The sequence below is a fragment of the Actinomadura mexicana genome (genome assembly GCF_900188105.1).
GTDB classification, from domain to species: Bacteria; Actinomycetota; Actinomycetes; order Streptosporangiales; family Streptosporangiaceae; genus Spirillospora; species Spirillospora mexicana.
Genome location: NZ_FZNP01000015.1, coordinates 157,345 through 170,525, shown reverse-complemented (window position 1 = coordinate 170,525; position 13,181 = coordinate 157,345). Strand labels below are relative to the sequence as shown.

Annotated in this window: 13 protein-coding genes; 9 read left to right on the top strand and 4 right to left on the bottom strand. The window is 73.5% G+C overall.

Going from position 1 to position 13,181, the window contains the following annotated elements; genetic code table 11:
- The first annotated feature begins 1 nt into the window (after position 1).
- From CHC11_RS31760 to CHC11_RS31725, 8 genes are all read left to right on the top strand, one after another.
- Positions 2-100 (top strand): 30S ribosomal protein bS22, encoded by a 99-nt coding sequence (locus tag CHC11_RS31760; RefSeq protein ID WP_018654693.1) that lies wholly within the window; start codon positions 2-4, stop codon positions 98-100.
- 49 nt (positions 101-149) lie between these two features.
- Positions 150-1,145 carry an NAD-dependent epimerase/dehydratase family protein gene (locus CHC11_RS31755; RefSeq protein WP_089315538.1) on the top strand — a complete coding sequence of 332 codons (996 nt, stop codon included), beginning with the start codon at positions 150-152 and terminating at the stop codon, positions 1,143-1,145.
- A gap of 32 nt (positions 1,146-1,177) precedes the next feature.
- Entirely contained in the window at positions 1,178-2,125 is a 948-nt protein-coding gene (locus tag CHC11_RS31750) for a lysophospholipid acyltransferase family protein (protein WP_218826327.1), read from the top strand.
- 30 nt (positions 2,126-2,155) lie between these two features.
- On the top strand, positions 2,156-3,340 hold the full coding sequence (locus CHC11_RS31745; protein ID WP_218826326.1) for a low temperature requirement protein A: 1,185 nt from the start codon (positions 2,156-2,158) through the stop codon (positions 3,338-3,340).
- Positions 3,337-3,465, top strand: a complete 129-nt coding sequence (locus CHC11_RS41730) for a dienelactone hydrolase family protein (RefSeq protein WP_179279102.1) — start codon at positions 3,337-3,339, stop codon at positions 3,463-3,465. The genes CHC11_RS31745 and CHC11_RS41730 overlap by 4 nt, the downstream gene beginning before the upstream one ends.
- Positions 3,466-3,533: 68 nt before the next feature.
- A complete protein-coding gene (locus CHC11_RS31735; RefSeq protein ID WP_245920003.1) occupies positions 3,534-4,721 on the top strand; it encodes a cytochrome P450 in 1,188 nt (395 codons plus the stop codon).
- Positions 4,722-4,793: 72 nt separating this feature from the next.
- Positions 4,794-5,750, top strand: coding sequence for an ATP-binding cassette domain-containing protein (locus CHC11_RS31730; protein WP_089315535.1), 957 nt, complete (start codon positions 4,794-4,796; stop codon positions 5,748-5,750).
- Entirely contained in the window at positions 5,747-6,532 is a 786-nt protein-coding gene (locus tag CHC11_RS31725; RefSeq protein ID WP_089315534.1) for an ABC transporter permease, read from the top strand. Before CHC11_RS31730 ends, CHC11_RS31725 begins: the two co-directional genes overlap by 4 nt.
- On the opposite strand, the gene CHC11_RS31720 is transcribed toward CHC11_RS31725, so the two are convergent.
- The 4 genes from CHC11_RS31720 to CHC11_RS31705 form a co-directional block, all read right to left on the bottom strand.
- Positions 6,529-9,699 (bottom strand): ATP-binding protein, encoded by a 3,171-nt coding sequence (locus tag CHC11_RS31720; protein ID WP_089315533.1) that lies wholly within the window; start codon positions 9,697-9,699, stop codon positions 6,529-6,531. The genes CHC11_RS31725 and CHC11_RS31720 overlap by 4 nt on opposite strands.
- 74 nt (positions 9,700-9,773) lie before the next feature.
- On the bottom strand, positions 9,774-10,664 hold the full coding sequence (locus tag CHC11_RS31715; protein ID WP_089315532.1) for an HAD family hydrolase: 891 nt from the start codon (positions 10,662-10,664) through the stop codon (positions 9,774-9,776).
- A gap of 10 nt (positions 10,665-10,674) precedes the next feature.
- The gene (locus CHC11_RS31710; protein ID WP_089315531.1) at positions 10,675-10,863 is read right to left on the bottom strand and encodes a hypothetical protein; all 189 of its coding nucleotides are present in this window, start codon (positions 10,861-10,863) and stop codon (positions 10,675-10,677) included.
- A 153-nt stretch (positions 10,864-11,016) separates the two neighbouring features.
- A complete protein-coding gene (locus CHC11_RS31705; protein ID WP_089315530.1) occupies positions 11,017-11,670 on the bottom strand; it encodes a sigma-70 family RNA polymerase sigma factor in 654 nt (217 codons plus the stop codon).
- Between the two features lie 134 nt (positions 11,671-11,804).
- Here CHC11_RS31705 and CHC11_RS31700 point away from each other — a divergent pair, with 134 nt between their 5' ends.
- Complete coding sequence (locus CHC11_RS31700) at positions 11,805-13,181, top strand: putative quinol monooxygenase (protein WP_089315529.1); 1,377 nt, start codon at positions 11,805-11,807, stop codon at positions 13,179-13,181.

The window sequence follows — 13,181 nt, the reverse complement described above, 5'->3', positions numbered from 1 at the left end:
CGTGGGCTCTGTCATCAAGAAGCGCCGCAAGAGGATGGCCAAGAAGAAGCACCGCAAGCTTCTGAAGAAGACGCGCATCCAGCGCCGCAACAAGAAGTAGCGACCACACCGGCCGTCCAGCCGTGAAGGGGTAGGGCCCAGTGTCGTCCATGCCCGCCGCCGCGGCCCGTGTCGTCCTCGTCACGGGCGTCTCCCGTTTCCTGGGGGCGCGGGTCGCGAACACCCTGCAAGCCGACCCGGGCATCGAGCGTGTCATCGGGGTGGACACGGTGCCGCCGGCCGAGTCGCTCGGCCGCACCGAGTTCGTCCGGGTCGACATCCGTACGCCCGGCATCGCGAAGATCATCGCGTCGGCGTCGGTGGACACGGTGGTGCACCTGAACCTGGTGACGTCCTCGTCGGTTCCGCGGGCGAAGGTCAAGGAGCTGAACGTCATCGGGACGATGCAGCTGCTCGCGGCCTGCCAGCGCTCGCCCGACATGCGCAAGCTGGTCGTCCGGTCGTCGGCCGCCGTGTACGGCTCCTCCCCGATGGACCCGGCCGTGTTCACCGAGCGCGACGAGCCCGTCGAGGCGCCCAGGTCCGGCTACGCCAAGGACGCCGTCGAGGTGGAGGGCTACGTCCGCGGGCTGATGCGGCGCCGCTCCGACCTGGCGGTGTCGGTGCTGCGGTTCGCGAACTTCCTCGGCCCGGGCGTCGACTCGCCTCTCACCCGGTACCTGCGCCTGCCGGTCGTCCCGACCGTGCTCGGGTTCGACCCGCGGCTGCAGTTCGTCCACGAGGACGACGGCGTCGAGGTGCTGCGCCGCATGACGGTCGAGGACCACCCCGGCTGCTACAACGTCGCCGGGGACGGCGTCCTCCTGCTGTCGCAGGCCCTGCGCCGCGCCGGGCGGCCCTACCTGCCCGTCCCGTCGCCGTCCATCTCGGTCCTCGGCGACATGGGGCGCCGCTTCGCGGGGCTGTCGGGGTTCTCGCCGGAACTGCTGCGCTGGCTGACCTACGGCCGGGTCCTCGACACCAGCGCGCTGCAACGCGAGCTGGCGTGGCACCCGAAGTACAGCTCCGAGGCCGCCTTCAGCGACTTCGCCGCCGCCCGGGGCTTCGTCCGCAGCGGCCTGACGGCCCTGCTGGGACGGGCCTGAGCCGCTTGGACCCGCCTGAGAGGAGAGCCGAGATGATGAACGACGCGCCCCCCGGTGACGACGAGGGCGCTCAGGTCATCCGGCTCGCCGCGGTCCGCGAGGACGCCCCGGGCGGGGATCCGCCCGGCGACGACCGGCCGCCCGAGCGAGGCCGGTTCGAACGGTCGCTGGCGTCCGGCCTGGCGTTCCTGCGGCGACGGCTGACGGGCGAGTACGAGGTCGACGAGTTCGGCTTCGACCCCGAGTTCAACTCCACCGTCCTGCTGCCGCTGGCCCGCGCCCTCTACGAGCACTGGTTCCGCGTCGAGATCGACGGCCTGGACAACATCCCCGAGGGCGGTGCCCTCCTCGTCGCCAACCACTCCGGCACCGTCCCCCTCGACGCGCTCATGCTGTCGGTCGCCCTGCACGACCACGCCGACCGGCAGGTCCGCCTGCTCGGCGCCGACCTCGTCTACCAGATCCCCCTGCTCGGGCACCTGTCCCGCAAGGCCGGCCACACGCTCGCCTGCCAGGCCGACGCCGCCCGCCTGCTCGGCAAGGGCGAGCTGGTCGGCGTCTTCCCCGAGGGCTTCAAGGGCGTCGGCAAGCCCTTCTCCGAGCGCTACAAGCTCCAGCGGTTCGGCCGCGGCGGCTTCGTCGGCACCGCGCTGCGCGCCGGCGTCCCGATCGTGCCGTGCGCCATCGTCGGCGCCGAGGAGATCTACCCCAAGATCGCCGAGCTGCGCCCGCTGGCCCGCCTCCTCGGCCTCCCCTACTTCCCGGTCACGCCGACCTTCCCGCTGCTCGGCCCCGCCGGGCTCGTCCCGCTCCCGTCCAAGTGGGTGATCCGGTTCGGCGAGCCGATGACGCTGGACGGCTACGACGCGGACGCCGCCGACGACCCCATGACGGTCTTCGAGATCACCGACCACGTGCGCGAGAACGTCCAGCACATGCTCTACGAGACGCTGCTGCGCCGGGGTCCCGCCTTTCTCTGACCGCCCGCGCGCGGCCCTAGAGTGAGCGCCATGCCGCCGCTGCGAAGCCGCATGGTCGCTCGCGACCTGGGCGAACCCCACCGCGTCTCCAGCCCCCTGGAGCTGCTGTTCGACCTGACGTTCGTCGCCGCGGTGTCCCAGGTCGCCGGGCGGCTCGCCCACGCCACCGAGAGCGGCCACGTGGGGGACTCGCTCGCGCCGTTCCTCATGACGTTCTTCGCGATCTGGTGGGCGTGGATGAACTTCACGTGGTTCGCCTCCGCCTACGACACCGACGACGTCCCGTACCGGCTCATGACGTTCGTGCAGATGGCGGGCGTCCTCGTCCTCGCGGCCGGGGTGCCCGACGCGTTCGACGGCGACTTCACCACCGTGACGATCGGCTACCTCGTCATGCGCGCCGGCCTGGTCGCCCTCTGGCTGCGCGCGGCCGCCGCGCATCCCGAGGGCCGCGCCACGGCCCTGCGGTACGCGATCGGCCTGTCGGTCGTCCAGGTGTTCTGGCTGGCGCGGCTCGCCCTGCCGGACCAGGGCCCGATGTGGGTGTTCTTCGTCTGCGCGGCGCTCGACCTGTCCGTGCCGCCGATCGCCGAGCGGCCCCGCATGACGACCTGGCACCCGCACCACATCGCCGAACGGTACGGGCTGTTCACGATCATCCTGCTGGGGGAGAGCGTGCTCGCCTCCACGAACGCGGCGCAGGACGCCGTGGAGCACGGGGGCGGCGGCGCGCTGGTCACGATCGCCCTCGCCGGGCTCGCCATCCTGTTCGCGCTCTGGTGGACCTACTTCTCCGAGCCCGCGGGCGAGGGCCTGGAACGGCGCCGCGACCGGTCCTTCCTGTGGGGGTACGGCCACTACTTCGTCTTCGCCGCGCTCGCCGCCATCGGCGCCGGACTGGAGACGGCGGTGGCCTCCTCGGGCCATCACATCGAGGCGGACGCGCGGCTGGTGGCCGCCTCCGTCACCGTGCCCGTCGCCGTCGTCCTGGTCATGCTGTGGGTGCTGCACGCCCCGATGCGGCGCATGAACGCGCATCCGGGGGTCCTGTTCGCCACGGCCGTCCTGGTCCTCCTCGCGACCTTGGCCGCCCCCGCGATCGGCATCCCGGGAACCCTCCTCCTGATAGCCGCGCTCCTGGCCCTCTTCCTCGCCACCACCCTCATCCGTCCGGCGCCGCGGGACCGGACCGCCGACATGAGATCATCGAGTTGAGCTACTACCCGGGGGCCGAGCACGCGTTCTTCCTCCCCGACCGCGGGCCCTACGACAAGTCGGCCGCGGAAGACTCCTGGTCCCGCGTCCGCGCCCTCCTCGCCTCCGAACTGCCCCCCGCCTGAGGGCGGGCCGTTCCGGCCGACTCGTGTCATCCTGGCCAACGGAACACACCCTCTGCGGGGAGGCCGCGGTGCAGGACGGGACGGAACGCAGCGAGTCAGCCGGCCCGCAGGTGGGCTTCGATCCGTTCGCCGGACCGCGGCCCGCCGGGACGGCCCATGCGCGGATGGACGAGCTGCGCGAGGCGCATCCGGCTTTCCGCAGTACCGCGGGGCCCGGTTTCTGGGTGCTGACGCGGTACGACGACATCCTCGCCGCCTTCCAGGACCCGGGGACGTTCTCCAGCCGCGCGATCGCCGTCATCGACCCCGACCCGGCGCACCAGTGGATCCCGGTCATGCTGGACCCGCCGCTGCACACCACGTGGCGGCGGTTACTCCGGCCGTTCTTCACCCCCGTGGCCGCCGCCGTGCTCCGGGACCGGATCACCCGGCACTGCGCCGCCCTGATCGACGGTCTCGCGTCCCGCGGCTCGTGCGACTTCGTCGCCGACTTCGCCCGCCTCTACCCCACCGCCATCTTCCTGGAACTGGTCGGCCTGCCCACCGGGAGGCTGGAGGAGTTCCTGGGGTGGGAGCGCGCCATCCTGCACTCGCGGCCCTCCACCGGCGGACGGGCCGAGGCCATGGCGGCGCTGACGGCCTGCCTCACCGAGCTCATCCGGGACCGCCGCGCACGCCCGCGCGAAGACCTGGTCAGCGCCGCGACCAGGTTCGCCGTCGACGGGCGGCCCGTCACCGACGACGAACTGCTCCAGCTGTGCATCCTGCTCTTCCTCGCCGGCCTCGACACCGTCGCCGCCCAGCTGTCCTACACGTTCTGGCACCTGGCGAGGGAGGGCGCCGACCGCGCCCGCCTCGTCCGCGACCCCGACGCCGTCCCGGACGCGATCGAGGAGTTCCTCCGCGTCTACGCGCCCGTCCTGCCCGCGCGCCGGCTCACCCGCGACGTCGAGCTGCGCGGCTGCCCGATGAAGGCGGGGGAGATGGTCATGCTCCCGACCGCCATGGCGACCCGCGACCCCCGGGCCGTGCCCGCCGCCTCCACCGTCGACATCGACCGCCCGCCGGCCCGCCACCTGGCCTTCGGCGCGGGACCGCACCGCTGCCTCGGCGCGCACCTGGCCCGGCTCGAACTCCAGATCGCGCTGCGCGAATGGCACGCCCGCATACCGGACTACCGCATCGCCCCCGGCACCGCGCCCCTGGAGCACGCGAGCCTCGTTCTGGGACTGGACACACTGCCCCTGACCTGGTGACCTTCAGGCGGCCAGGCGGGCTGAAGCCGGGGTGAAAGCGGCCTGAAGGCGGGGGCGCGCACGCTTCGGGGCATGAACATCGAGGCACGGCAGACGGCCATCCAGGTGTCCGGGCTGCGGAAGGCGTTCGGGGACAAGACGGTCCTCGACGGGATCGACTTCGAGGTGCCGCGCGGGACCGTCTTCTCGCTGCTCGGGCCCAACGGGGCGGGGAAGACGACGGCGGTGCGCATCCTGTCCACGCTGATCCGCGCGGACGGCGGCGAGGTCAGCGTCGCGGGGCGGGACCTGCGCAGGGACCCCGACGGGGTGCGCCGGGCGATCGGGGTGACCGGTCAGTACTCGGCGGTGGACGGGCTGCTGACGGGACGGGAGAACCTGATCCTGATGGCGGACCTGCACCGGCTCGGCAAGGCCGCCGGGCGGAGGGCCGCCGACGCGATGCTGGAGCGGTTCGACCTGGTGGAGGCGGCGGGCAGGAAGGCGGCCGCCTACTCGGGCGGGATGCGGCGGCGGCTCGACATCGCGATGACGCTGATCGGCGGCCCGCAGATCATCTTTCTGGACGAGCCGACGACCGGGCTCGACCCGCGCGGCCGCCGGACCATGTGGGAGATCATCCGCGGGCTGGTCAGGGGCGGTGTGACGATCTTCCTGACGACGCAGTACCTGGAGGAGGCCGACCATCTCGCCGACCGGATCGCGGTGCTGGACGGCGGCCGGCTGGTCGCCGAGGGGACCTCGGACGAGCTGAAGCGGCTCGTCCCGGGCGGGCACGTCCGGCTGCGGTTCGCCGACCTGGCGTCGCTCGACGCGGCGGCGCGCACCCTCGGCTCGGTGACGCGGGACGACGACGCGCTCGCCCTCCAGGTGCCCGGGGACGGCGGCGTCGCCTCCCTGCGGGCGCTGCTCGGACGGCTGGAGGCGGCGTCGGTCGAGGTCGGCGAGCTGTCCGTGCACACCCCCGATCTGGACGACGTCTTCCTCGCCCTCACCGGCACGACTCCCGAGAAGGTGACCTCGCGATGACCGCGCTTCCGCACGCGGCGGCCGACTCCGCGACGATGCTGCGCCGCAACCTGCGGCACGCGCTGCGCTACCCGTCCCTGACGATGGCCGGGATGATGACGCCGATCCTGATCATGCTGCTGTTCGTCGGCGTGTTCGGCAACGCGCTCGGCGACGGCGTCGGCGGCGCGGCCAAGGGCGACTACATCCAGTACGTGGCGCCGGGGATCATCCTGATGGCCGTCGCGTCCGGCTGCATGGCGACGTCGGTCTCGGTCTGCGTGGACATGACCGAGGGCATCGTCGACCGGTTCCGGACGATGGCGATCTCCCGGTCGTCGCTGCTCACCGGGCACGTCGCGGGCAGCATGATCCAGACGCTGCTGAGCACGGCCGCCGTCGTCGCCGTCGCGGTCGCGATGGGCTTCCGGCCGAGCGGCGGCGCGGCGGACTGGCTCGCGGCCGCCGGCCTGCTGGTGCTGCTCACGTTCGCACTGACCTGGCTCGCCGTCATGCTCGGGCTGCTGGCCAAGAACCCGGAGGGTGCGAGCAACACGCCGATGATCATTCAGTTCCTGCCGTTCGTCGGCAGCACGATCGTCCCGCCGGAGCAGATGCCGGCCGGGGTCCGGTGGTTCGCCGAGTACCAGCCGTTCACCCCGATGATCGAGACGCTGCGGGGGCTGCTGACCGGCACGCCGAGCGGGCGGGACGCGGCGCTGTCCGTCGCCTGGTGCGTCGGCCTCGCCGTCGCCGGCTACGTGTACTCCAAGGTGCTGTTCAACCGGAAGGCGCCCCGCTAGCCCCGCCCGAACTCGCGCGCGAGCCCGCGGGCGGCGGCCCGCAGCTCCGCGCGGCCCAGGCCGGCGTACTCCGACACCGCGTCGGCGTACGCCGGCCCGTCGGCGTCCTCGGCGGCGCGGCTGATCGCCGCCGTGGACATGGTCGCCTTGAACGAGCGGATGTGGTGGAGGCGCTGCGCCAGTGCGATCGCCCGGGCCGCCCGCGTCCGGACGTTCGGCGGGGTGCCGGGACGGGCGAGGTCGACCATGGCGAGCGCGAGCAGCAGCCCGCCGGTGACCGGCAGGTCCATGTAGAAGGCGGGCATCGGGAACGGCGGGTCTTCGACCAGCGCCGCCAGCTTGGCGGGGAGGCCGGCGACGATGTCCTCGACGAGGGCGGCGCGCCCGTGCCGGGCGTGCGCGACGGCGGTGACGCAGTGGGCCTCCAGCGTCCACGGGTCGAGGCCGGTGAGCGGCATCGGGCCGTCCTCGGCGGCGAGCCGCCGCACCGCCTCCCGCCAGAGGCGCAGACCGGTGTCGGCGTCACCGCGGACGAGGGCGATCTCCGCGCGCGCCCCGAGGTGGAAGGCGGCCGTGCCGAAGGACTCGTCGGGCCCGTGGACCAGCGAACGGTCGAGCCACCGCTCGGCCTCGTCGTACTCGCCGAGCGCCAGATGGCCTGACGCGAGCGCCCACATCAGCCCGAACATGTCGGGCCACTCGTACCGCTCCAGCAGGCCGAGCGATATCCGCAGATGGTGCAGGGCCCGGTCGGCCTGGTCGAGTTGCATCAGCAGTTCGCTGAGGCGCGAGTGGACGAGCAGCCGGCACCACGGGATGTCCGGCGCACCGGTCAACCCGATCATCGACTCGGTCGCCGCGAGCGCCCCCGGCAGGTCGCCGTCGCGTTCGCGCAGGTATCCGGCGGCGCAGTTGGCGACGGCGGCGGTGAGCGGCTCGTCCCGGGCGCACATCTCGTCCAGGGCGGAGCCGCCGGGGGCGAGGATCTCGGGCAGGGCCGCCAGCACCGTCGCCATCGAGGGCACGAGCCCGGCCGCGGGCGCGGGCGGGAGACGGCGCAGCGCGACGAGCGCGCGGGTCGCCTGCGGCCCCTGGAACAGGACCGTCGCGAGCACGCTGAGGGCCAGTGCCGCCCGCGTGATCTCGACGTCCCCGGGACCGGGGCGGTAGCGGCTCAGGAGCCCGGCGGTCTCCTCCGCGAGGACGAGCAGCCGGCTGTAGCCCGCCTCCAGCGCCCACACCCCGCCGAGGACGGCGGTCACCGCCGCGACGGCCGGGCCGTCGCCGCGGGCGAGGCCGTGGCGGAGCGCCTGCTGGAGGTTGTCCTGCTCGATCCGCACGCGCTCCACGGGTGCGAACGGCTCGGCGCCGAACAGCGCCTCGTGGTGCGCCGCGCCGAACTCCCGCGCCCACGCGAGCAGGCCGCCCACCGCGCGGTCCGTCTCGCCTTCGGCCTCCCGGTGGGCCGCGCTGAACTCGCGGACGCTCTCCAGCATCCGGAAGCGGGTCCCGGGGCCGCCCTCCGCGGGTTCCAGGAGGGACTGGCCGACGAGGTCCTCCAAAGTCTCCAGCGCGTCGCCGCCGGGAACGTCGCCGCCCAGGACGTGGCGTGCCGAGTCCGCGGTGAAACCCGCCGGGAAGACCGACAGCGACCGCATCGCCGCCCGGCCGGACGGGGAGAGCAGGTTCCAGCTCCAGTCCACGACCGCGCGCATGGTCCGGTGCCGGGACGGCGCGTCGCGCGCGTTCCCCCGCAGCAGGGCGAACCGGTCGTCCAGGCCGCGGGCGATCTCGGGCACGGACATGACGCGGACGCGCGCAGCCGCCAGCTCGATCGCGAGCGGCAGCCCGTCCAGGTGGCGGCACAGCTCCGCCACCGCGTCGGAGGGCACGCCGGCGCCGGGACGCGCCGCGTGCGCCCGCTGGCGGAACAGCTCGGCCGACGTCGGCGGGTCCAGCGCGGGCAGCGGGTACACCGACTCCGACGACAGCCCGAGCGGCGCGCGGCTCGTGGTGAGGATCCGCAGGTCCCGGGTCATCGACACCAGCGCGCCGGCGAGTGCGGCGGCGCCCTCGACGACGTGCTCGCAGTTGTCCAGGACGAGCAGGACGGAGCCGGTCCCGAGCACCTCGGCGATCGCCGAGACGAGGTCGGCGGGCCCGGCGGCGCGTCCGCGGCCCCGCGGCGACTCGCCGACCCCGAGGACGGACGCGACCTCGCCCGCCACGTCCTCGTCCCGCGCGATGCCGGCGAGGGGGACGTAGTGCACCGCCCGCTGCGGCGCCTCCCGCGCGGCGGCGTTCGCCAGCCGCGTCTTGCCCAGCCCGCCCGCCCCGACGATCGAGGTGACGCGGGACGCGCGCACGAGGTCGAGGACGGCGGCGAGGTCCCCGGCCCGGCCGACCAGCGGGTTCGGCTCGTGCGCCACGCCGCGCCGGACGGCGGGCGCCTCGTCCTGGAGCAGCTGCCGCTGGACGCGCTGGAGCGCGCCTCCCGGGTCGGTGCCCAGCTCGTCGCGCAGCGATCGCCGGTAGGACTCGTACCGGGCCAGCGCCGCCGACGGCCCGGCCGTCGCGGCCTCGCACCGCAGGAGTTCCGCGAGCACCTCCTCGTCGCGCCGGTACTCCCGGGCGGCGCGGGCGAGCGCCTCGAAGCCCTCCGTGTGCCGACCGAGCCGCGCGAGGGCCAGGGCGCGGGCTCGCGCCAGCGTCCAGTAGGTCGAGATCCGGTCCGCGCGCAGGACGGCCACCGGATCGTCCGCACCGTCCGGTTCGGGTGGCCCGTCCCAGAGCGCCATTCCCGCCTCGGCGTGCGAGAGCGCGCCCGCGTGGTCGCCGTCGCGGGAGCGGCGCGCGCTCGCGGAGGCGGCGAGCAGCACCGCGGAGGCGTCCACCGCGGACTCGTCCAGGCCGATGCGGTACCCGGTCGGCGTGCTGGCGACGACGTCCGCGCCCAGCTGCGACCTCGCCCGGGACACGACGACCTGGAGCGCCTTGGCCGGGTTCTCCGGGCGCTCCTGCGGCCAGAGCCCCTCCACCAGCCGGACGACGGACAGGCCCGCCCGCGGCTCGCCCGCGAGGAGCGCGAGCAGCCCGCGCAGGCGCGGACTCGTCACGTCCCGCCCACGGCAGGTGACCCCGGACAGCACCCTCAGCTCCACGCTCACGGGGACAGGGTAGGACGTGTTCGGCAAGACGCGATAGGTCGCGTTTTCCGGTCGGCGGTCCGGAGCGGCGGCGGTCAGTTCGTGCGGTAGTGGCGGCGGAGGGCGATGCCCGCCGCGACGCTGCCCGCGATGGCCCCGGCGCCCGCGGCGGCGGGCAGCGCGACCATCGTGACCTTGCGGCCCGTGCGGAAGTCGTGGATCGGCCAGCCGTGGTCCCGGGCGTGGGCGCGCAGCTCGGCGTCCGGGTTCACGGCGTGCGGGTGGCCGACGACCGTCAGCATCGGCAGGTCGTTGATCGAGTCGCTGTAGGCCGAGCAGCGCGCGAGGTCGAGCCCCTCGCGCTGGGCCAGGGCCCGCACGGCCTCGGCCTTCGCCGGCCCGTGCAGCAGGTTCCCGACGAGCCGGCCGGTGTAGACGCCCTCGCGGGTCTCGGCGACCGTGCCGAGCGCGCCGGTGAGGCCGAGCCGGTGCGCGATCGTCCGGGCGACCTCGACGGGCGTGGCGGTGACGAGCCACACCTGCTGCCCGGAGTCGAGGTGCTGGAGGGCGAGGGTGCGGGTGCCGTGCCAGATGCGGTCGGCCATCACCTCGTCGTAGATCTCCTCGCTCAGCTTGACGATCGCGTTGACCCGCTGCCCGGCGACGAACGCGAGCGCGGCCTCCTTGGCGCTGCCGATGTGCTCGGAGTTCTCGCTGCCGCGCAGCCGGAACGCGGCCTGCCCCCAGGCGAACATGGCGAGGTCGCGCATGGTGAACAGCTTGCGGGCGGCGAGGCCGCGCGCGAAGTAGTAGATGGACGCGCCGCGCATCATCGTGTTGTCGACGTCGAAGAACGCCGCCGCGGCGGGGTCGGGGGTCGGGAGCGGGGCGAACTCCGCCGCCGCGGCGGCGGCCACCTGACCCGCGCTCTTGTGGTCCTCGTCCCTGCCGCGGCCCCAGAACTCGGGCTGCCAGAATCGCCGCATGAGGCGAAGCCTAGTCAACCGCCTCCCCGCGGCCGTCCCCGCGGCCGTGATTGCGACAGTCCTCACTCCGGTCGCTCGCGGCCGCCATCAGCCGCTCGCGCAGGTCGGCGCGGAAGCGCGGGTCCGGCCCCGCGGCGCTCTCCCGCAGCCGGGCCAGCGCGTTCCCCCGCTCTGCGATCTTCTCTCGCCTCGTCAACACCGGGTTCTCACTGGCCGCTCCCTTGCGGACTCGTGGCGCCAACGTGCTCCTGCCCGCTTGAACGATCGGAAGGTGGGCCGGGTTACGGCCCGAAAGTTCATCAATAAACTATCCGGAGGCCTCGCGGTTCCGCGGGCCGGCGCGGTGACCCGGTCAGCCGCGCAGGTCGTCGGGGAGCATACGGGCCAGCGAGCGGACCGCGCGATACTGCAGCGCCTTGATCGCGCCCGGCTTCTTGTCCATGACCAGCGCGGTCTCGGCGACCGACAGCCCGTGCAGGAAGCGCAGCACGACGCATTCCTGCTGCTCGGAGTTCAGCCGCCGGACGGCCCGCAGCAGGGTCCGGTTGGTCATCGCGTCCAGGACGGCCCGCTCCGGCCCCTCCTGCGGGCGGTCCGGCTCGATCAGCTCGGCGGTGCAGACCTCCAGCCGGTAGCGGCCGGACTTGAAGTGGTCGGTGACCAGGTTGCGGGCGATCGTCACCAGCCAGGCCCCGAAGTCCTTGCCCTGCCAGTGGAAGTCGCACATGCGGCGGAGCGCCCGCAGGAACGTCTCGCTGGTGAGGTCCTCGGCGAGCGGGTGCGTCCCGACCCGGTAGTAGACGTACCGGTAGACGAGCTCGACGTAGTGGTCGTAGAGGGATCCGAACGCCTCGGCGTCACCGTCCCGCGCCCGCAGCACCAGCGCCTTGAGCATCTCGGCCCGCTCGGACGCCTGGTCGGCGGTGCGGTCGGCCGGACGCGCGAGAGGACCTCGGGAATGGCGAGGAAGCGGGATTACCCCGGCATCGAGGGTCAAGCTGCTCATGCAGTTCTCCTCGGGGCGTACGCGACCTCCGGCGTGAAGTGCCACCTTAGATACCGAAAGGTACGCGAGGCAATGGTGCGTTTCCTGACCGCGGTTACCCGTCGACCCCCCGGATCGGGCACCATGGGTGCGCGATGGTCGATGCTCTTCTCGCGTTGCTGGCGACCCTTGGTGCCTTGGCGGCCACCGGGTTGCTGGTTCAGCGCGCCTACAAGGACCGGCTGCTCTACCTGATCGCCTGGTCGTTCACGCAGGTCGGACTCACGCTCGCGCTGCTGTGCATGAGCCTCGGCTTCATGATGGGCTTCAACGGCGCGTTCTTTCGCGTCATGGAACTCGGTGCCGCGCTGGTCGGGCCGGTGTGGCTCGCGCTCGGCATGATCGAACTGATCGCGCGGTACGTGCAGGTCCGGTTCGCCGCCTGGCTGTTCACGATCTCCTACACGGTCGTCGCGATCGTGATCCTGATCCTGGACCCGCTGAAGGGCTCGCTCGGCAAGAGCCTGCCGAAGCCGAGCGCCACCTACGACGCGCTGCCGCTGCTGCTGGTCGACGGCGCGCACGTCGTCGCCGTGCTCGCGCTGGCGGGGTGCACCGGTGTGACCGCGTGGCTGTCCAGCAAGCGCGACCAGGAGGCCGCCGAGCTGCTCATCCCGGTGGCGCTGGTCGCCCTCGCGGGCGTCCTGGTGGTGAGCGGGACCCGCGGGTTCCTGCCCGCCCCGCTCGCGGTGATCGCGCTCGGCGCCGCCGCCGGCCTCGTCTGGTACGGCTCGATGCGCACGATCCCCGTGTACGACGAGGACGGCGAGGGCTACGACGAGTACGGGGACGAGCCCGCGACGGGGTACGAGGAGCAGGGCTACGCGCAGGCCGCCAAGGCCGAGCCCGTCCCGGCCCCGACCCCGCCCCCGGACTCCCGGCGCGGCGAGCTGCGCTTCCCGGAGCCGGCCTCCGAGGAACTGCGCTACCCCGAGAACACCAGCATTCCGGAGCGGCCCGCCTACCACGCGCCGGCCGACCCGGCCGGGCCCACGACGGTGGACGGCCCGCTCGGCGGACCGCTCGACCGGTCTCCGCTCGATCGTTCCCCGCTCGATCGTGCCCCGCTCGACCGTGCCCCGCTCGAACGGTCCCCGCTCGCGGGCCTCGCCAAGCCGGGCGCGCTCGGCGGCGAACTGGCGAACGCGTGCGGCCAGATCACCGTCTACACGCTGCTGGACGGCCGTGAGGACGCCTTCGACCGGCTCGTCGCCGACCTGGTGAAGGCCGCGCTGGTGACCGAGCCCGAGACGCTGGTCTTCGCCTGCCACGAGGTGGTCGGCGGCCCCACGCAGCGGATCTTCTACCAGCTGTTCCGGGACGAGGCCGCGTTCGCCGCGCACCGCCGCCAGCCGCACCTGCAGCGCTTCCTGGCCGAGTCGCGCACCCACGTGATCGCCACGAACGTGATCGAGCTGAAGCTCGGGCCCGCCAAGGTGCCGCTCCCGGCGCCGGAGTTCCCCGGGAGGTGA